Here is a 17,686-nt window from a genome sequence, read left to right as displayed (position 1 = left end):
GCGCGGGAGTAACCGCGCATCAGTTCAAGAAGATTAAGGGGCGATATAACCAGAAACCAAGGAGTGAATAGTTTTGTGGACGGTTTTCGGTGCACTGCCACAAAAGCGCATATGCGCAATTGTATGGGCCATACCCAGCACAACTCTGGCGGCATCGGCAGCTTGCAAATTTGGCGATATCGAATTGTCGGCGCGACCCTCTAGCAGTAATTTCCGCAAGGCCAACACAGTTGCAGCATAAAACTCCTGATACAGCTCCCAAATATAGCCCTTGGTGAAACCACTCCACTCTAGCCATATAGTAATATAGCTGCGATGCGTATCCACTGCTTGCCCGAAGGAATTTAACATATCCTCAATACGCTCATGCGCGGGCGAGTCAACATGCGTACGAACTAACACAAAACCCTCCAACAGGAAGCGACGCACCTCTTTAATAACAGCAGATTGCAGATCTTCCATCGTCGGAAAGTAATGAAATACGGTTGGGCTGGCCACGCCAGCCAGCTTAGCAATATCCGCGTGGGTCGATTTTTCGATGCCCTGAGCAGCAAAAACATCTACCGCGCACATCAGTATCTGCTGACGCCTAGCCTCTGGCGACATTCGCTTAGCCCGCACTTTCACCTCAGTGCCGTTATTGAGTGCTTTTTTTTCCTTTGCCACCTGCCTACCTCTTATCAATATCAGCTTTATTTACTGACACTACGCTCTGCGTATGTTTTGGGTATTTTATTAGAAAACAATACCTTAATCACCTATTCAGAACATATATCGCATTCATCTAGCTGCACAACACTGAAGCTGACTATACAGGGAATTTTTGCCCGCAGCTGAAATATCACTCAAGCACCATTGCGAAGTAAGGCACTAAGAAAACACGCTTTCGCTACGTTTAAGCGCCAAATACCGGCCTGATTTTATAGCACCGGTTTACCGCGCAACGACTTAGTTCGGCCCCGCTTAACTTTCTTGTCGACTCGTCGCAATTGCGAACCCTTTGTTGGCCTAGTCGGGCGGCGGCTCTTTTTTATCACCGTGGCCGCCAAAATCAAGTCTTTCAGTCTATCCAAGGCTTCTTGACGATTTTTCTCTTGGGTGCGGTGGGTTTGGGCTTTGATGACAATCACGCCATCGGAGGTTATCCGTTGATCGCTTAAATTGAGCAAACGCTGCTTATAAAAATCGGGCAGCGAAGAATTCACTACATCAAAGCGCAGATGAATAGCGGTAGACACTTTATTGACGTTTTGCCCGCCGGACCCCGTAGCGCGGATCGCACTTATATCAATTTCATCACTGGGGATAATGAGATGGCTGGAAAGACTAATCATAATCACTACTCAACGTCGAGGCTACGGCCCTAATAACACGATGATTTTTTACACCCTGCCTATTTAAAAGATTCAAATTTATATGCTCATTGTAGCAAGGCTTGGCGACAACTTAACCCGCGCATTTTACAAAGCGCCCTGCATTAGCCAAAACCGAAACAGCAAATTTATTACTCCTTGAACAATGCAAATACACTGGCTACTACGGTCATAATAAATAAGAACCACTTTAGACCGCGTTGGCTCGTTTTTAATGCCAAGCGCACGCCAATTTTGGCACCAACAACTGAACCACAAGCGAGAATAATGCCTAGTAGCCACGCCACCAGCCCCTGCCAAATAAATACCGCCAGCGCGGCAATCGTCAATGCCGCCGTGCACAGCATTTTCAGGGCATTGGTCTTTACTAGATCGTAGCGCAAGCCTCCCGCTAACGCGGTAATTAATACAAACCCCACACCCGCCTGCACAAAGCCACCGTAAATCCCAGCAAAGAACAAGCCCCAAACCGCCTGTTGGCTGTCTGCAACCCGTTTTGTAGGGGTTCCTAAGGGCGGCGCAACCACACTGGGCATAACAAGAATAATTAAGGCCATGGTCACCATAGCCAAAAGTAACGCAGGCTTCAAAAACTCGGCCGGTGCAAACGCAGCAGCCACCGCGCCAAATACTGAGCCGAGTAATACCGGCCTTAATACACCCCAAATATCATCGCGCGCCAATTGCCCGTGGCGGTCGAAATCCCTCACCCCACTCAACGACTGCATCAACACCCCAACGCGATTGGTGGCATTGGCAACATCGGCAGGTAAACCCATCACCATCAGCGCTGGCAAAGTTAAATTTGAGCCGCCGCCAGCCAAGGTATTAATAATCCCCGCCACCACCCCCACAACAAGCAATAACACCACAAACCAAGGATTTAGCCCTGAGAAAACGCTCATATCAGCCATGTACACCACACCCCTAAGTTCCGACCGAAAACCGTCTTGCTTCTGCCATTAATTACGCTCCTGTCTAGATGAGCCATTTCCGCCAAAAAGACTTACCTATATGCATATGTACCAACTTTGTAAGTACAAGCGCGAATCGAAACCCCACGTAATTTCGCTACACTAAGTCTCACAAATCGACTTTTCTGACAAACCATACGATTGCCCCTGATACGCCGGAGGAACCATGAAAGCAGCAAATAACATCAATATTAGCATCCCCCTTATTGGCAATATCGCGCTGCTCGTGGTGACTGCCTCAGCTGCGCAGCTAAGCCTTGGTGCTTTGCCGATGATCGCTATGGGTGTAGCCCTAGTGCTTTGTATCACCGCATTAAGTAACTAATAACTCAGCGTAATGCGGGAAAGCAGCGCTTAAGTAATCCCGCCCATCACCGCTGCACCCACTCCACAGGCAAGCCCTAGGGTGCTTATATCCCCAATCAAACTGAAAATTCTTAAAAAATGTTATAATATCGGTCCCCACGCCCGACCATCTGTATAAGCACAAGGACGATATGATACTGGATCCACAACGCGTTCAGGATATAACTCGGAACAAAGCCAGTCTGATTACCGCTATATCGCAACTGTTTCTAAGCGAGCTTCCTGCTATGATCGATAGTATTGAGCTGCAACTAGAGCAGGGTGACAAAAAAGCCTTATCCAATGCCGTCCACCGCTTAAAAAGTGCGCTCGGCAACTTTGCCAATACCAGCTATTATCAAGAAATCAGTGCATTAGAGATAAGTGCACTAGAAGCCGAAGCACAACAGTGGCGGGTAAATTGGCTTACTGCAAAAGACAAGCTAAACACATTGAGTGCAGAATTAAAGCAGATGGCAGGACTATAACCCTCTATGGATGTACTGATTGTCGACGATGACGCAGTAACCCGACTCGCGCTTAGTGCCGCACTGGAAGAGTGGGGTTTTGTGCCTATTCTTGCCGAAAATGGTGAGAAAGCACTCAAGAAACTGGAAGTCGATACCGCCCCTCACCTACTAATCATAGATTGGTCTATGCCAGGCATGAGTGGCCCTGAGCTGTGCAAAACCATTCGCAAACGTGAAGACGGCCAGTTCTTTTATATTCTGATGCTCACCGGCAAAGAAGGTAACGAGGCCATTATTGAAGCAATGGAAGCCGGCGCCGACGATTTTCTTAACAAGCCCTTTGACCACCGAGTGCTCAAAGTACGTATTGCCGCTGGCAGCCGAATTGTTCGCCTTGAGCAAACCCTAAATCAGCTCGCCTCGCGAGACGCCCTGACTCAGTGCTGGAATCGGCGCATGATTGACGAGTTATTTACCACTAGCATTGCCGAATCCGCTCGCAAGCGCAGTGCGTTTTCCATCATGGTTGTCGACATCGACCATTTCAAGATCGTCAACGACACTTACGGACACGCGGCTGGGGATGTCGCCCTAAAGCATGTTGTGAACATCCTCAACACCAATCTTAGAGAATACGATCAAGTCGGGCGCTACGGCGGCGAAGAGTTTGTGGTTTTGCTACCCGCTACCGACCAAAATGAAGCATGGGGCGTCGCCGAGCGAGTGCGATCCGCCATCCAATTTCAACCTACACTGGTTGGTGATGACATTAGCATTGACCTCACCGTTAGTATTGGTATCGCCCAATTCGATCGCGGTCGCGACACCAATCAAACCACCTTTTTTGAACGCGCAGACCAAGCTCTTTACACCGCTAAACGCTCAGGTCGCAATCGCATTATTTGCGCCGAGTAAGTCTATCGCCGCGCCCAATACCTTGGCGGCAAATACCTATAATCATAAGCCCCACAACTAAAAACGGCAGCCGAAGCTGCCGTTTTTAGTTGTGGAGCTTATCACTACATTCCAACAATCGGCTGTATCAAACGCGCCAACCAGCCTTTAAACACTAGCGGCGCATCCATACCTGCCAAGCAAATACAGTCTTCGTCACTATCCGCCATCGGTTGGTGCTCAACACTCGATTCCAAATCGGCAACGTCACCCATATTGAATTTACCCACATTATCGCTGTAACCGCCGCGCAAGATCATCGTTAACTCGCTGCCGCCGTGACTGTGCACCGGCATTTTTTTGCCTGCGCTAATTCGTAACAACCGCACATCGCCTTCGCCGCAATTAAGCACAATTTGTTTAAGGCCAGGGGCAATCGTGCGTTTCCACGGCAGGGCATCAAGATTGTCCTGCTGCAAAAGCCCCTGCAATAAACGCGGAACCGAGCCTTGCGGGCGACTGACTAATACCGATTTAGGTTCTTGGATAAATTCATCGGCACCCTGCTCATCTAAGCGCGCCAACACACTCTCCCGCGCGCGACTCGATAGCGCCTGCGGCGACAAAGCCACCATCAAACCAGCCCCTAAGGCTTCGCCAGCGCTAACACCGGATCGGCACTGCTGGCAATATTGTAAATGACAGCCCACAACCAGCGCCAAGCTGGCCGGCAGCGAACCCGCCGCATAGCTAAGCAAGGTCTCTTGTGTAGGATGATGTTCAATCTGGCTCATACGCCATCTTCTCCAAAATACTGACGGAAAGCTTTTATCGCCAGCCGTAAACTTGATTTCACGCTGCCCAGTGGCATTCCCGTTTCTTCGGCAATTTCACTGTGGCTTTTACCTTCGTAATAGGACTTGTAAACCACCTGCGCCTGATTTTGCGGCAGCGTATCTAACACTGCCCTCAAGCGGTCGCCATCGGCATTTAGGCGAACTTCATCGTCGACGGTTTCCGCTAAATTCTCGTCCGACTCATAGGCGACTCCCCGCTGCTTGCGCAAACGATCAATCCACAAATTTCTCGCCACCCGAAACAGCCAAGTACTTACCGCCGCTTTTTCACGGTTGTATAAGTGCGCCTTGTTCCACAGCGCCAACAAAGCCTCTTGGGTGAGATCCTCGGCCATCGACGGCTCGGCGCCTTGACCCAATAAATAGGCATTTACTCGGGGTGAGAAATAATCAAACAACAGCATAAAACTGCTTTTATCCCGCTCGCGGGCAATCTGGTCCATGCAATCGGCCCAGAATTCACCACTGCGGACTTGCTCAACGGCAAGCTCTACCATTTATAAACCCCTTGTTAACTGTGTATACGTCGCAACTGCGCGCATAGATCAAACTCTCTTTATTATCATCTACAGTCGACTTAACAACAGCGATCAAAACAAACTGCCAAGATTTAAACAATACTGTCGTTTACATAATTCTAGCCTAGCACAGACCCAGCTATAATTAGCATTGCCGCTGCCGTCCCCCACCTATACCATTAGACTTGTAAAAAAACGGAGTAAATCATGTCCTTGCCCACCTACAAGTCTATGCCCGACCTTATTGGCGATACCCCGCTGATTTTGCTTAAACAGGTGTCCGAACTCACCGGCTGTACCATTCTGGGCAAAGCAGAATTTTTAAACCCCGGCGGTTCCGTTAAAGACCGCACCGCACTCGGTATCATTCGCGACGCAGAAGCCAAGGGCACACTGCGCCCAGGCGGCACCATTGTCGAAGGTACCGCCGGCAACACCGGCATTGGCCTAACCTTAATAGCCAACGCCTTGGGCTATCGCAGCGTGGTGGTCATGCCCTACAGCCAAAGCCGCGAAAAAATTGAATTACTCGACCTTTACGGCGCCGACCTGCGCCTTGTTCCCGCCACTAGTTATAGCGACCCCAACCACTATATTCACACTGCGCGGCGCTTGGCTGAAAGCCTTAATGAAACCGAGCCCAATGGCGCGATATGGGCTCGCCAGTTTGACAACACTGCGAATACCGATATTCATGAACGCACCACTGGCCAAGAAATCTGGCAGCAAACCGGCGGTGAAATCGACGGTTTTATTTGCGCTGTGGGCACCGGCGGCACCTTGGCAGGGGTTAGCCGCGCCTTAAAAGCCCACAAACCCAACATCACCATTGGCCTTGCCGACCCCAAGGGCTCGTCGCTCTACAATTACTTTACCAATGGCGAGTTACGTGGCGATGGTCGCTCCATTACCGAAGGCATTGGCATCAGTCTTGTAACCGACAATTTGCGCCTTGCCGCCATTGACGAGGCATTTGAAATAAACGATGCCGAAGCGCTGCCCTATATCTTTGACATACTTCGCCACGAGGGCCTGTGCCTCGGCGGCTCATCGGCAATCAATATCGCGGGGGCCGTGCAGTTAGCGCGCAAGCTCGGCCCAGGCCACACCATTGTAACCATACTGTGCGACTACGGCGATCGCTATAAAAGCAAGCTGTTCAATCCCGTGTTTTTAGAAAACATGGGGCTACCGGCGCCGAACTGGACACGTAGTTAAATCCTAAAAACTGCAGATTCAACACCAAACAAAATTAACTAAGAGACACCGCCATGTCGGAATGCCCCTTTGCCAACTTGCTGAACCCCGACACTTACGCGAAGGGCATGCCCTACGAACTACTGCGTCAGCTGCGCCAAGCTGGCCCCGTGCTTAAAATGGACGACCCCATTACCGGCGTGCCTTACTGGGCGGTGGTGGGCCACAAAGAACTCGATTACGTTTCGAAGAATCCTGCGCTATTTTCCTCGGCGCTGCGCAGCTCCTTTCCCATGGAACACTCCCAGGACATGGTGGATTTCATTTTCAGTCACACCATCATCAATATGGACCCACCCCGCCATCAGAAAGTCCGGCGCGTCGTTCACGAGGCCTTCACCCCCAAGCGCGTCGACACCTATGAAGCCGCCTTTAGAGTGCATGCCAAACGAATTATCGACGCGGTAAGCCCACGCGGTGAATGCGAGTTTGTCGAAGAAGTTGCCGCCGAATTACCGCTGATTGCCATACTCGAATTGCTTGGCGTTCCCCTCACTGACCGCAAACAGTTCTTTGAGTGGACCAACACCATGATCTACGCCGATGACCCCGACATGGCCACCAGCGAAGAAGACGGCCAAATCGCCGCTGGCGAGTGTATTAATTACGCCTTAAAACTTGCCGAGCAACACCGCCTTAACCCAATGAACAACATCACCGGCACCTTGCTTGATGGCGATGTCGACGGCGTGCCGATTTCAGAAGAAGATTTTGCGTGGATGTTTATTTTAATACTGGTCGGCGGCAATGAATCGACCCGTACGGTAATGTCGCAGGGTATGCGCTTACTCATGGAGCACCCCGATCAACTAGCCTATTTAGCCGCCAACCCCGACAAAATTGCCGCCGCGGTTGACGAAATACTGCGTTACAACACCGCGTTTACGCAAATGCGCCGCACCGCGACTCAAGATATTGCGCTGGGCGGGCAAGCCATTAAAGCTGGCGACAAGGTGATTTTGCACTACCACGCAGTCAATCACGACGAGGCGGTATTTGGCGACGACGCCATGCAATTTGATGTGCGCCGCGCCGAGCGCATGCCCAAACTCGGCCAGCAATTGCGCTCCTTTGGCATTGGCCAACATTTTTGCATAGGCTCGCACCTAGCCCGCCTAGAATTGTTGGTGATGTTTGAAGAGCTGATTCCGCGCTTGCGTAATGCTCAGCCCACGGGCGAAATTGAATATATCCGCTCTTATTTTGTTAACGGCATTAAAAAAATGCCAATTCGCTTTGAGGCAGGTCTTTAAGACTAATATTAACGATACATTTGTAGCCACAACTATCGCCACTGGGACCTAAATCGCCCCGTACTAAAATTAAAATCAGCAAAGGAACCAGACATGGAAATCGGTCTCATCATCAGCCTTGGCATTGTTATTTTTAGTATTTTTTATATTGTCATGCTCTATAACGGCCTTGTGAGTCTTAAGCACAGCGTTAGTAAACACCTCGCTAACATCGACGTATTACTCAAGCAGCGCCACGACGAGCTACCCAAACTCATCGAAACCTGCAAACAGTATATGAAACACGAGCAGGAAACGCTGACCAAAGTCATCGCCGCCCGCCAGCAGGTCTCCGTCGCCCAGTCCAACCACGACATGATCGCCCTCGGCCAAGCCGAAACGGGCATGCGCGCCGCCATGGGCCAACTGTTTGCGCTGGCCGAAAACTACCCAGACCTGAAGGCAGACAGCAGTTTTAACGCCCTGCAAGAACGCATTTCGGCACTGGAAAATGCCATTGCTGATCGCCGCGAGGTCTACAACGAAGCGGTCAATAATAACAATGTGCGCATCGAGCAATTTCCCGATGTCATCATTGCCCGCTGGTTCCGTTTTAAAGCCTTCGATCTGCTTAAATTTAACAAAGACGAGCTGCGCGACGTCAACGTTAAATCGCTGTTTGATTAAGTACGGCGAATAAGTATGGCACTCGACTATTTGGCGCTTGGTATCAGCGGCGTAATTGCGCTGGGCTGCGGCTATGGCAGCCTCAGCAGCTTACTGTCTGCCCGCGTAATTGAAGACACACCAACCTCCAAAATTCGCTCAGCGCACCAAGGCTATGTGGAATTAATTGGTTTCGCGAAAGCTGGTCTCGGCAATATGCTGCTCAGTGGCCTGAGCCAAACCCCCTGCCTTTGGTATAAGTACAATATTGAGCGCTACGAATCCTCGGGGAAAAACAGCAGCTGGCGCAGCGTGGAGCGCAAAACCAGCGACCAGCCCTTTATGATTAATGATGGCAGTGGCGACTGCGTGGTTTACCCAGATCGCGCCGACGTCAGTACTCAGCGCAAAAAAACGTGGAAAGGCGGCGAGCGACACCCAAGCGGCACGACCAGCAGCCACAGCTTATTTGGCAGTCGCTACCGCTATACCGAAGAAATACTCTGTGCCGACGACCTGCTCTACGTCATTGGCCAATTCGAAACCCGCAACCCACCGAGCAACAGCGAATTACAGCAGCGCGCAATGACGGAAATACTGAATGAATGGAAGCAAGATTACGATAAGCTGGTGGCGCGCTTCGATCGCAATGGCGACGGTGAAATAGACCTTCAAGAATGGGATTTAGTGCGCGCCGAAGCGCTGCGCAAAGCCCAGCGCGATATTAATAAACAAGCGCCGCAAAACCCAATACACACCATCAGCTATTCGCCCAGTCGCCGCCAACCCTATATGATTGCCAGCTCAGAGCCAGAGTCGCTGAGTAAACGCTTGCGCTGGCAGGCGTTTTTCCTGTTGCTCGCCAGCATAGCGGGAACCACCGCCTTTGTTTGGCAGATACTCCAAGCGCAAAACACCTATTAGCGCCACAACCGGCGCACCTAAATTTGTAGAAGAAGGACAGTGCAATGGCGACCCGCCGCAATACCAAGCAACGCATACTCGACATCGCCGAGAACCTGTTTGCCCAGCAGGGCTTTGCAGCAACCTCGGTGAGTGAAATTGCCGTGCAGGTTGGCATTAGCAGCCCAGGTATTTACAAGCACTACAGCAATAAATTTGCCATTTACGAGCAAGTTTGCGAGCGCCTATTTACGCCGTTGGCCGAAGCGACCGAAGGCATGGCAACCGACGCCGACTTTACCGACACCCGTCAGCAAATTTATCAAGTTATGTCACTACTCGCGAGCAAGCCCAATACCGCGCGCATTGTTCAGCACGCCACCCTCGCCAAAGACGAAACCTTGGATTTGCTGAGTGACCGCTGGTACCGCCAGTTTTTTGCCTCGATCAGCGACCCCGCCGAAAATCCAGACAAGGGCTGGATTGACGTACCCACCGCGATGGCCTTTCACTGTATGATTTTAGGCTATGTGACCTTGGCGCCGCTGCACCAGTCTATTTTTGGGGTAGATCCGTTGCAGCCCGAGCAGCTTGAGGCTCAACTGCAATTTCAACAGAACTTGGTTAACGGTTTAAATCAATTAATGCGTCAGCCAAAAAACGCTGAATAGGCGGGCACCCTATTATTCTGATGCATTCGTCGCCCTAACGTAGAGTGCAAAGATGCGCGGCGGCGGCGTGTATCTTGTCGCTATAACTCGCCTCTAGCAGCGCCATCTCAGCGCTATACGTCGCCCGCTGCTCGCTGCTAAGGGCCTTCCAATCGCGATGCGTTGGAATATGTGCCAGCGCTGCGGCCATCTTAGTAAATACTGCGGTATCTTCAGCGAATGCAGCATCAACCTGCGCCGTCTCTGCCAACACCGCAACCCGCAATGCCAGTTCACTGGCACCAAGCTGACCGCCCACATAGCTGCGGGCCAGAATCGAAATACCCTGCCGCGCTTCAAGGCCCTGCTCTGCAGCACCGCGCTCATACTCGGCACGTTCATTATTTTGGCGCTGGGTTTGCTGACGCAATAACCACAAAAAGCGGATCGCCACCGCGGCCAGCACCAAAACCACTAGGCCAGCTGCAAGTAACCAAACTCCGTATTCCGCCATTATTTTCTCCACCGTGTATTATTTGCCCAATAAGCCGCCATTCTGACATCCACACCGCCAAACGCCTAGGAGCGCGGCCAGCTCTGCCTTATAATTGCCGCCCAGAAAAACGGAGGCACCCCGTGACAAGCCCCAGCGCAATTAAATGGTCGGCAAATCAATTAGCCTTGCTAGATCAACGCATTTTACCCAATCGCATCGACTATATCTCGTATAGCGAGCCGCTGGCGGTGGCCGACGCCATTCGCAGCATGGTGGTTCGCGGCGCCCCAGCCATTGGCATTGCCGCCGCTTACGGCATGGCCTTAGCTGCCCAACAGTTTGCAAATAAACCCATGGCAAATACCGCCGACTGGAAGCAGGCTTTACAGCCTGCGCGCGCGGCCCTCGCCGACTCCCGCCCCACCGCGGTTAATTTATTTTGGGCCTTAGAACGCTGTGACCGCGCCATTGAAGAGCATGGCAGCGGCGATCTAGTCACCGCACTGTGCCAATTAGCCGAGCAGATTCACGCCGAAGACATCGAAATTAATCAGCGTATTGGCGATTTTGGCGCCAGCCTAATTCCAGCAAACAGCATTGTGTACACCCACTGCAACGCGGGCGCGCTCGCCACCGGCGGCTATGGCACTGCGCTGGGGGTAATTCGCTCGGCCCATCGCGACGGCCATATTCGCGGCGTTATTGCCGGCGAAACCCGACCGTGGCTACAAGGCGCACGACTCACTAGCTGGGAGTTGATGAGCGACGGCATTCCGGTAACCTTGGCAATTGAAGGTGCAGCCGCTCACCTAATGCGCGAGCAGCGCCCCAGCTGGATAATTGTCGGCGCCGACCGAGTGGCCGCCAATGGCGACGCTGCCAATAAAATCGGCACCTATAATTTAGCCATCATTGCCAAATACCACGGCGTAAAAGTGATGGTTGCCGCGCCCACCAGCACCTTCGACGCGACCATAGACGGCCCGCAAATCCCCATAGAACAGCGGCCCAGCGAAGAGATCAGTCACAGTTTTGGTCAGCGCATCGCGCCAGAAAATGTGGCAATTGCCAATCCCGCTTTCGACGTAACGCCAGCCGATTTGATCGATGCTATCGTTACCGAACACGGTATTATTCATCAGCCCGACCGCGCCAGAGTACTGGCCCATTTGCAAGCGGCGGCGCAACAGCAAAGGTAGACAAGCCATGATCGACAGCAAACTTTTCTATCAACAGGCCGTCGCCTTGGCCGCCGCTGGCGAAGACCTTTACCAGCGCGGTTGGGTACCGGCGACCAGCGGTAATTTCTCCTGTCGGTTAGATGCAGACTCGGCCATCGTCACCGCCTCGGGCAAGCACAAGGGCCGACTTAGCCCCACCGATTTCATCGCTGTCGACCTCAATGCCCAGCCAATTAGCAGCGGCAAGCCCTCGGCAGAAACCGCCCTGCACACCCAGCTGTACGCCCGCTTCCCAGAGATTGGCGCCGTGCTGCACTGCCACTCCCCCGCCGCAACAGTTTTATCGATGGCGATGGCAGGCAAATCACTGCTCAAGCTCAGCGATTACGAACTATTAAAAGCCTTTACCGGCATCGATACCCACGCCACCAGCGTGACCATCCCCATATTTGCCAATACCCAAGAAATCGACACCTTGGCTGCCAAGGCAGACAGCTATCTCGCCGAGCACCCCAATTGCCCTGGCTATTTAATTCGCGGGCACGGCGTGTATTGCTGGGGCAGCGATCTGGACAACTGCCTGCGCAAGCTCGAAGCCCTCGACTTTCTTTTACAATGCGAACTCGAACAATTGCGCCTCAGCCGCTAGGAGCCACCATGAGCACACTCACTGTTTACTCAGATAGCAATAGCCAACAACCGCGCGCACTAACTACTGACCCCGCCACCATTACGACCGAACTCGCCGCTGCCGGTATTCGCTTTGAACAATGGCAAACCCGCAACGATATTCAGGCTGGCGACAGTCAAGAACGCGTACTGGAGGCCTACGCCAGCGACGTTCAGCGGCTTATTAATGAGCAGGGTTACCAGAGTGTCGACGTAATTAGCATCGACCGCCACAACCCCCAAAAAGACGCGCTCCGCCAAAAGTTTTTGGCCGAACATACCCACAGCGAAGACGAGGTGCGTTTCTTTGTGCAGGGCCAAGGTTTATTTGCCCTGCACCTTGGCGATCAGGTTTTTGAAATACTGTGCGAAAAAGGCGACTTATTGAGCGTGCCCGCTAACACCCAACATTGGTTCGATTTAGGCCCCGAGCCCGACCTTGTTGCGATTCGGTTTTTTAACAACCCCGACGGCTGGGTGGCCAACTACACTGGCAGCGACATTGCCCAGCACTATTCACGTATTGAATCCCGCATTGCCGCCAGCCAGTAAACTGAGGAGCTATTGTGATCAAGGCCATTGTTACCGATATTGAAGGCACCACCAGCTCAATTCATTTTGTTCACGACGTGTTATTTCCCTATGCCGCAAAGCACCTACCGGCCTTTATTCGGGGAAATCGGTCAATCCCTGCAGTGGATAACGCTTTACAAGAAGTCGCCCGCATCTCCACGCTCGCCCCTGACGATACTGACGCCTTAATTACCCAGCTCCTGCAATGGATTGCCAGCGACCAAAAAGTCACGCCGCTGAAAACACTACAGGGCTTGGTGTGGGAACAGGGCTACCGCAATGGCGATTACAAAGCACATATTTACCACGATGCCTTAGCCGCGCTACAGAAATGGCATCAGCAGGGCTTGGCTCTTTATGTCTATTCTTCAGGCTCAATCTACGCCCAAAAATTATTCTTCGGCTTTAGCGAGGGCGGGGATTTAACAACTTTATTCCAAGGCTATTTCGATACGGTAACTGGGCCCAAGCGCGAAGCGGACTCGTATCAAAAAATCCAACAGGCCCTAGGCTGGCCGGCAGAAGAGATTTTATTTCTATCGGATATCGTTGAAGAACTGGATGCCGCCGCCGAAGTAGGTATGCACACCGCGTGGCTACAGCGCGAGGGCGATATGCTCCAGCACCCCCGCCACCAGTGCGCAACCACCTTTACCGATATTGCGTTGGACTAAACGCAAACTCGATATAGCCGCTTATTGGCTGCGATACACCTTAGAAATCGCTTCTATACCGCAGCGTATTGGCAGGCCGTCGCTGGGCACCAATACTTCGTCAAAACGGGTGAGGATATTAGTGCGGGTTTTAAATGCCAATTGCTGCGAGCCGCGCAAATCCGCACAGGGGCGATTTAAGCTCACTAAATAGTGTTCAGAAATGCCATTACTAAAGATCAAATGGCGGTCATCCAGATAGGTCCAATCACTAATTCGGTAGGAGCTAATACGATCAATGCTCTCGCCTGGGCGATAGCCAGATTCCGCTAGACGTTCATCTAAGCCGCGCTCATCTTTCACGGTAGAACACGCAACTACGCTTGCGAGCACACATAACGCGACTCCAAACTTAATCAATTTTGTATACATATCCACCTCCGAGAATGAAGGTGCGCAAAGCTGCCGCACTTCTCTCTGACCGCAGGCCCACGGGGAGGTTCAGCCACCCATCAAAACTCATCATCTCGAGCAGACAAAATGGTTGCGACGGTATCAACATTAAATTCAGTGTAAATAATCTGCCTCGAATAGCGCCAAGCGGAAAGTTTTCATCCCTGAGCTAAATTTAAGCTGAATATTGCGCTGATCGACAGCCAGCACAGCGCCGCGACCAAATTTACGATGTTCAAGAATATCGCCAACGCGATACGCTCGCGTGGCTAAATCTTCGCTGACGCGCGTTGACTCTAGTGCCAACACTGGCTGCAGCAAACGTTGCGCAAGCAAGTGCGGAAAGAAACGACGCTGACCGCTAAATTGAATACAGACGCCCTGTTCATCAAGCTCTATTACGCGCCCGTCGCCATAAGTAATGTGTTTGCACCAGGCGCCCAATAGTAATCGCGCTGTGCCAAACGTACTGGTGTTCGAGTCCACAACCGCGTTCGAAGACTGCCAATCGGGGACTACGGTATCTAAATAGCGTTCGGCCACATTGGCGACCCCGCCTTTTACAAGATCAAACAAGCTATTAGCATCGTGCAGCTGCCCCGCCACCCGCTGGGCCAACGCCAAGTTCATTTCTGCTAAAAACGGGCTGGGCAATTGATGTAGCTCCGGCCGCCGCTCGGTAGACCAACCATTTTTAACATCGAGGCCCGGCGCGAATAAATACAAGGCATCGATGGCGCGGGTCATGGCAACATACATCAAGCGCCGCTCCGCCTCGATCTGATCGCGCTCTTGGCGGCGACGATTACCGGCCTGATAGGGCATGTAATGGGCACTTAACCCCGGCAGCAGCACCACCGGCCACTCCAAGCCCTTGCTGCGATGCATGGTGGTGATGGTTACTGCGTTAACCGTAGCAAGTCCGCCCGGCAAAATCTCCCCGGTCTCAGTTCCGCCGTGATCGCTCAGCGCCGCCAGCATTCCCAGCACCGCGGCTGGGCTTTGATCTTTTTGCAAGGCCACAAATTCGATAAATGCTGTCACTGTGGCCGCACGGTTTTCGCCGTCTTCTTGGCTCAGGGCGTTGTCGCGCATTAAAGTCAGCAGATCGAGTTGCGCAATGAAGCGATTTAAACCGCGGCCAACCAAATGCTCGTCCTGTAAATCAGTCAGCACCTCACCAAGGCGCTGCAGACGTTTTTCCTGATAAATCGACAGGCTGTCTTCGGAGCGCTGCAAGGCCGTAAAGCCAAACTCGGCAATGCGCTCGGCATATCCGCGCAACACCTCGTGACGAATTTTTAATTCGCAGAACTTCAAAACATCAAACAACAGACGGCTGTGCGCGTCACTACCATCAACACCCGCACCCTGCTCTGCTGAGGGTTCCAAAAACTCCCCCGCCATTAAACGAATTAAGGTAATTAAAACTTTGACCTCGCCGCGCTCCAATACTCGGCTGCCGCCCATCACGCGATTGGGAATACCCCGCTTAAGCAGGGCGAGCTCGACCGGCGCCGCCTGCGCCCAAGTACGGCACAAAAACACCATATCGCTATAGCGGTGACCCGCCGCGCACGCGGCCTCGCAGGCCTGCGCAAAGGCGGCGCCATCGGCGGTTTGCAAGCAGAGCTCAACATTGGTGGGCGCCGCCGACGCTGCGCTGATACACAAAACTGGGTCGCGCCGCTGGTTGTGGCTAATTAACTGTGCCGCCGCTAAGGCCAACTGGTGACCGTAGCGAAAGGTGCGCGACATTTCATAGTGTTGATGGGGATAGCTGTCGCCAAAATAATTGAGCATGTACTCCGGCTTGGCGCCGCGAAACTCATAAATACACTGATCCGCATCGCCAACCACCTGCAGCCGAGCGCGCTCACCGGCCAAGGTTTTAAGCATAAAAAACTGAATGTCATTGATATCCTGAAACTCATCAACAACGAATAACTCGACCCGATTGGCTAAGAACTCGGCCAGTGCGGGATCGGCGGCAATCACTCGGCAGGGGTCGTACAAAAAATCAGCAAAGCTGACCCGCGCCGCCCGCTTGCGCCACTGTTCAAAACGCGCAAAGGCCTCGATGAAAAGCTGATATTGCTCTGGATAGCCCCCAGCAATAAAGCTGGACTCTGGCGCGGCCAGAGTCGATTTGGCCAAGTCGACAAAGCCCGCGAAGGTATCTAGCCATTGCTGTTGTTCGTCGTATATTGCGCTGCGCTGGGCGCTAGTTCCCGCGGAGGCCTGCAGGGCCTTGAGCATTTCCAAACGCGCCTGCGCTTCGCCAAGCGGCGAGGGATCAAACGACGGCAGATGCCCCTCTTTGGCTAGAGACATGGCCAAATTTCGGCCCATGGCGTGAAAGGTGCGCACCGGCGGCAGTGCGGTATTGGCGCCGGCGGCCTCGCGCAATTTACGACTAAAATCTTCTTGCGCGGCTTTGTTAAACATCACCACCCGAATCAGCCGCGGATCCATGCCATCGCGCAGGCGCTCTAATACATAGCGCACCATGGTGGTGGTTTTACCGGCGCCGGCCACCGCGGTAACGCGAGCGTGGCCGCGGCGATGGCGAGTGACGCGCTGCTGTTCTTTGGTAAGCATAAAGGTGGTTTAGCTACTCGTTTGAGGGCAGTGCGGTATAGCGAACTCGCTTATATAAACGCATTCACGTCGGCGATAAAGGCATCTAATTGATCGTGGTGTAACCAGTGACCAGCATCTTGATAATACACAATGCGGGCATCTTGAAAGTGAGCAAAACGGCCATTAGCAACCGGTTCCGACATGAAAGTCTCGGTGCCCCACGCCATTAGAATTGGGCACTTGATTTCGGCAATTAAAGCCCGCAACTGATCTTCACCAAGATCCATCGGGCTAAGTCGCCGGCTGTAGTTGTCAAACTTCCAGCTATAGCTGCCGTCCTCATTTTGCGACACACCATGGATCGTCAAATGTCGCGCCTGTTCTGCACTCAGATGCTTGTTTTCGTTGTGCATACGCTGAATGGCCTCAGCCAAGGTGGAATAGCGTCTGGGCATGCGTGCAGCCAAGCCGTGGCGGTATTTGATCCACTCCTGCATCTTTTCGGTAAAGGGCATGTTATGCCGCTCGTCGATATACTCTGGGGAGAGGCCCAAGCCTTCCACCAAGACCATTTTTTTAACCTTTTCGGGAAAAACGGCCGCATAGCGCACCGCGATTGAGCCGCCCATAGAATGGGCAATAATTGTCGCAGGACTAAGGTTCTTTTGCTGGATGAGCTGATCTAAATCACATAGATAGGCATCGAAACTGTAATAACCATCTGGCGACCAAGCGCTGTCGCCGTGCCCCCGCAAATCCGGCGCAATAACGTGCCAGTCCTTACGCAAATGCTCTGCCACCCAGTCCCAGTTGCGGCAGTGATCTTGGCCACCGTGCAATAAAATCAAAGGCGGAGCGTCAGGATTTCCCCAGTCAACATAGTGCATGCGCAAGCGCTGAGAGAAGTAACTGTGTGAGGTCGGGCCAAAGGATTCCATC

General features: G+C 52.5%; 21 protein-coding genes. 12 read left to right on the top strand and 9 right to left on the bottom strand.

Features of this window, described 5'->3' with window-relative positions; all coding sequences use genetic code 11:
* Window positions 1-33 precede the first annotated feature (33 nt).
* From P1U47_RS05780 to P1U47_RS05770, 3 genes are all read right to left on the bottom strand, one after another.
* On the bottom strand, window positions 34-666 hold the full coding sequence (locus P1U47_RS05780; RefSeq protein ID WP_301027671.1) for a TetR/AcrR family transcriptional regulator: 633 nt from the start codon (window positions 664-666) through the stop codon (window positions 34-36).
* A 254-nt stretch (window positions 667-920) separates the two neighbouring features.
* The gene (gene arfB, locus P1U47_RS05775) at window positions 921-1,334 is read right to left on the bottom strand and encodes an alternative ribosome rescue aminoacyl-tRNA hydrolase ArfB (protein ID WP_301027670.1); all 414 of its coding nucleotides are present in this window, start codon (window positions 1,332-1,334) and stop codon (window positions 921-923) included.
* Between the two features lie 170 nt (window positions 1,335-1,504).
* A complete protein-coding gene (locus P1U47_RS05770; RefSeq protein WP_301027669.1) occupies window positions 1,505-2,287 on the bottom strand; it encodes a sulfite exporter TauE/SafE family protein in 783 nt (260 codons plus the stop codon).
* 226 nt (window positions 2,288-2,513) lie between these two features.
* Between P1U47_RS05770 and P1U47_RS05765 the strand changes: the two genes are divergently transcribed.
* The 3 genes from P1U47_RS05765 to P1U47_RS05755 all read left to right on the top strand — a co-directional run bounded on the left by P1U47_RS05765 (window position 2,514) and on the right by P1U47_RS05755 (window position 4,077).
* Window positions 2,514-2,672, top strand: coding sequence for a hypothetical protein (locus tag P1U47_RS05765; protein ID WP_301027668.1), 159 nt, complete (start codon window positions 2,514-2,516; stop codon window positions 2,670-2,672).
* A gap of 172 nt (window positions 2,673-2,844) precedes the next feature.
* The gene (locus tag P1U47_RS05760; RefSeq protein WP_301027667.1) at window positions 2,845-3,180 is read left to right on the top strand and encodes an Hpt domain-containing protein; all 336 of its coding nucleotides are present in this window, start codon (window positions 2,845-2,847) and stop codon (window positions 3,178-3,180) included.
* 6 nt (window positions 3,181-3,186) lie between these two features.
* On the top strand, window positions 3,187-4,077 hold the full coding sequence (locus P1U47_RS05755; protein WP_301027666.1) for a diguanylate cyclase: 891 nt from the start codon (window positions 3,187-3,189) through the stop codon (window positions 4,075-4,077).
* A gap of 104 nt (window positions 4,078-4,181) precedes the next feature.
* On the opposite strand, the gene P1U47_RS05750 is transcribed toward P1U47_RS05755, so the two are convergent.
* Both P1U47_RS05750 and P1U47_RS05745 read right to left on the bottom strand, forming a co-directional pair.
* The gene (locus P1U47_RS05750; protein ID WP_301027665.1) at window positions 4,182-4,850 is read right to left on the bottom strand and encodes a ChrR family anti-sigma-E factor; all 669 of its coding nucleotides are present in this window, start codon (window positions 4,848-4,850) and stop codon (window positions 4,182-4,184) included.
* A complete protein-coding gene (locus P1U47_RS05745) occupies window positions 4,847-5,410 on the bottom strand; it encodes a sigma-70 family RNA polymerase sigma factor (protein WP_301027664.1) in 564 nt (187 codons plus the stop codon). Before P1U47_RS05745 ends, P1U47_RS05750 begins: the two co-directional genes overlap by 4 nt.
* A 228-nt stretch (window positions 5,411-5,638) precedes the next feature.
* On the opposite strand from P1U47_RS05745, the gene P1U47_RS05740 reads away from it, so the two are divergent.
* From P1U47_RS05740 to P1U47_RS05720, 5 genes are all read left to right on the top strand, one after another.
* Window positions 5,639-6,649 carry a cysteine synthase A gene (locus P1U47_RS05740; RefSeq protein ID WP_301027663.1) on the top strand — a complete coding sequence of 337 codons (1,011 nt, stop codon included), beginning with the start codon at window positions 5,639-5,641 and terminating at the stop codon, window positions 6,647-6,649.
* Window positions 6,650-6,702: 53 nt separating this feature from the next.
* Window positions 6,703-7,941 (top strand): cytochrome P450, encoded by a 1,239-nt coding sequence (locus P1U47_RS05735; RefSeq protein ID WP_301027661.1) that lies wholly within the window; start codon window positions 6,703-6,705, stop codon window positions 7,939-7,941.
* A 93-nt stretch (window positions 7,942-8,034) separates the two neighbouring features.
* Window positions 8,035-8,607: a LemA family protein gene (locus P1U47_RS05730; protein ID WP_301027660.1), complete on the top strand. Its 573-nt coding sequence runs from the start codon at window positions 8,035-8,037 to the stop codon at window positions 8,605-8,607.
* A gap of 15 nt (window positions 8,608-8,622) precedes the next feature.
* Window positions 8,623-9,510 (top strand): GIDE domain-containing protein, encoded by an 888-nt coding sequence (locus P1U47_RS05725; RefSeq protein WP_301027659.1) that lies wholly within the window; start codon window positions 8,623-8,625, stop codon window positions 9,508-9,510.
* Window positions 9,511-9,554: 44 nt separating this feature from the next.
* Entirely contained in the window at window positions 9,555-10,160 is a 606-nt protein-coding gene (locus tag P1U47_RS05720; protein WP_301027657.1) for a TetR/AcrR family transcriptional regulator, read from the top strand.
* A 34-nt stretch (window positions 10,161-10,194) separates the two neighbouring features.
* Here P1U47_RS05720 and P1U47_RS05715 read toward each other — a convergent pair whose 3' ends face one another.
* Entirely contained in the window at window positions 10,195-10,653 is a 459-nt protein-coding gene (locus P1U47_RS05715) for a DUF2489 domain-containing protein (protein ID WP_301027656.1), read from the bottom strand.
* 122 nt (window positions 10,654-10,775) lie between these two features.
* On the opposite strand from P1U47_RS05715, the gene mtnA reads away from it, so the two are divergent.
* Genes mtnA through mtnC form a run of 4 tightly spaced genes read left to right on the top strand, consistent with a single transcriptional unit; the run spans window position 10,776 to window position 13,732 of the window.
* A complete protein-coding gene (mtnA, locus tag P1U47_RS05710; RefSeq protein WP_301027654.1) occupies window positions 10,776-11,834 on the top strand; it encodes an S-methyl-5-thioribose-1-phosphate isomerase in 1,059 nt (352 codons plus the stop codon).
* A 7-nt stretch (window positions 11,835-11,841) separates the two neighbouring features.
* The gene (locus P1U47_RS05705; RefSeq protein WP_301027653.1) at window positions 11,842-12,465 is read left to right on the top strand and encodes a methylthioribulose 1-phosphate dehydratase; all 624 of its coding nucleotides are present in this window, start codon (window positions 11,842-11,844) and stop codon (window positions 12,463-12,465) included.
* 8 nt (window positions 12,466-12,473) lie between these two features.
* Window positions 12,474-13,037 carry a cupin gene (locus P1U47_RS05700; RefSeq protein WP_301027652.1) on the top strand — a complete coding sequence of 188 codons (564 nt, stop codon included), beginning with the start codon at window positions 12,474-12,476 and terminating at the stop codon, window positions 13,035-13,037.
* Between the two features lie 14 nt (window positions 13,038-13,051).
* Window positions 13,052-13,732, top strand: coding sequence for an acireductone synthase (gene mtnC, locus P1U47_RS05695; protein ID WP_301027651.1), 681 nt, complete (start codon window positions 13,052-13,054; stop codon window positions 13,730-13,732).
* A gap of 21 nt (window positions 13,733-13,753) precedes the next feature.
* Here mtnC and P1U47_RS05690 read toward each other — a convergent pair whose 3' ends face one another.
* The 3 genes from P1U47_RS05690 to P1U47_RS05680 form a co-directional block, all read right to left on the bottom strand.
* Window positions 13,754-14,143, bottom strand: a complete 390-nt coding sequence (locus P1U47_RS05690) for a DUF6491 family protein (protein ID WP_301027650.1) — start codon at window positions 14,141-14,143, stop codon at window positions 13,754-13,756.
* A 135-nt stretch (window positions 14,144-14,278) separates the two neighbouring features.
* Window positions 14,279-16,765 carry an ATP-dependent helicase gene (locus P1U47_RS05685; RefSeq protein WP_301027649.1) on the bottom strand — a complete coding sequence of 829 codons (2,487 nt, stop codon included), beginning with the start codon at window positions 16,763-16,765 and terminating at the stop codon, window positions 14,279-14,281.
* 50 nt (window positions 16,766-16,815) lie between these two features.
* Window positions 16,816-17,685 (bottom strand): alpha/beta hydrolase, encoded by an 870-nt coding sequence (locus P1U47_RS05680; RefSeq protein ID WP_301027648.1) that lies wholly within the window; start codon window positions 17,683-17,685, stop codon window positions 16,816-16,818.
* Window position 17,686: the final 1 nt, after the last annotated feature.

Origin of the sequence: Zhongshania sp., from assembly GCF_029212375.1 — a bacterium.
Lineage (GTDB): Bacteria > Pseudomonadota > Gammaproteobacteria > Pseudomonadales > Spongiibacteraceae > Spongiibacter.
Note: the sequence above shows the minus strand (reverse complement) of the source record. Positions and strands in the feature narration are given on the sequence as shown.

Coding starts and splice junctions, on each gene's coding strand:
- P1U47_RS05735 (WP_301027661.1), top strand. CDS start 6,703: ATGTCGGAATGCCCCTTTGCCAACTTGCTGAACCCCGACACTTACGCG.
- P1U47_RS05755 (WP_301027666.1), top strand. CDS start 3,187: ATGGATGTACTGATTGTCGACGATGACGCAGTAACCCGACTCGCGCTT.
- P1U47_RS05700 (WP_301027652.1), top strand. CDS start 12,474: ATGAGCACACTCACTGTTTACTCAGATAGCAATAGCCAACAACCGCGC.
- P1U47_RS05730 (WP_301027660.1), top strand. CDS start 8,035: ATGGAAATCGGTCTCATCATCAGCCTTGGCATTGTTATTTTTAGTATT.
- P1U47_RS05720 (WP_301027657.1), top strand. CDS start 9,555: ATGGCGACCCGCCGCAATACCAAGCAACGCATACTCGACATCGCCGAG.
- arfB (WP_301027670.1), bottom strand. CDS start 1,334: ATGATTAGTCTTTCCAGCCATCTCATTATCCCCAGTGATGAAATTGAT.
- P1U47_RS05765 (WP_301027668.1), top strand. CDS start 2,514: ATGAAAGCAGCAAATAACATCAATATTAGCATCCCCCTTATTGGCAAT.
- P1U47_RS05715 (WP_301027656.1), bottom strand. CDS start 10,653: ATGGCGGAATACGGAGTTTGGTTACTTGCAGCTGGCCTAGTGGTTTTG.
- P1U47_RS05770 (WP_301027669.1), bottom strand. CDS start 2,287: ATGGCTGATATGAGCGTTTTCTCAGGGCTAAATCCTTGGTTTGTGGTG.
- P1U47_RS05745 (WP_301027664.1), bottom strand. CDS start 5,410: ATGGTAGAGCTTGCCGTTGAGCAAGTCCGCAGTGGTGAATTCTGGGCC.
- P1U47_RS05740 (WP_301027663.1), top strand. CDS start 5,639: ATGTCCTTGCCCACCTACAAGTCTATGCCCGACCTTATTGGCGATACC.
- P1U47_RS05690 (WP_301027650.1), bottom strand. CDS start 14,143: ATGTATACAAAATTGATTAAGTTTGGAGTCGCGTTATGTGTGCTCGCA.
- P1U47_RS05725 (WP_301027659.1), top strand. CDS start 8,623: ATGGCACTCGACTATTTGGCGCTTGGTATCAGCGGCGTAATTGCGCTG.
- P1U47_RS05750 (WP_301027665.1), bottom strand. CDS start 4,850: ATGAGCCAGATTGAACATCATCCTACACAAGAGACCTTGCTTAGCTAT.
- P1U47_RS05680 (WP_301027648.1), bottom strand. CDS start 17,685: ATGGAATCCTTTGGCCCGACCTCACACAGTTACTTCTCTCAGCGCTTG.
- P1U47_RS05705 (WP_301027653.1), top strand. CDS start 11,842: ATGATCGACAGCAAACTTTTCTATCAACAGGCCGTCGCCTTGGCCGCC.
- P1U47_RS05760 (WP_301027667.1), top strand. CDS start 2,845: ATGATACTGGATCCACAACGCGTTCAGGATATAACTCGGAACAAAGCC.
- P1U47_RS05685 (WP_301027649.1), bottom strand. CDS start 16,765: ATGCTTACCAAAGAACAGCAGCGCGTCACTCGCCATCGCCGCGGCCAC.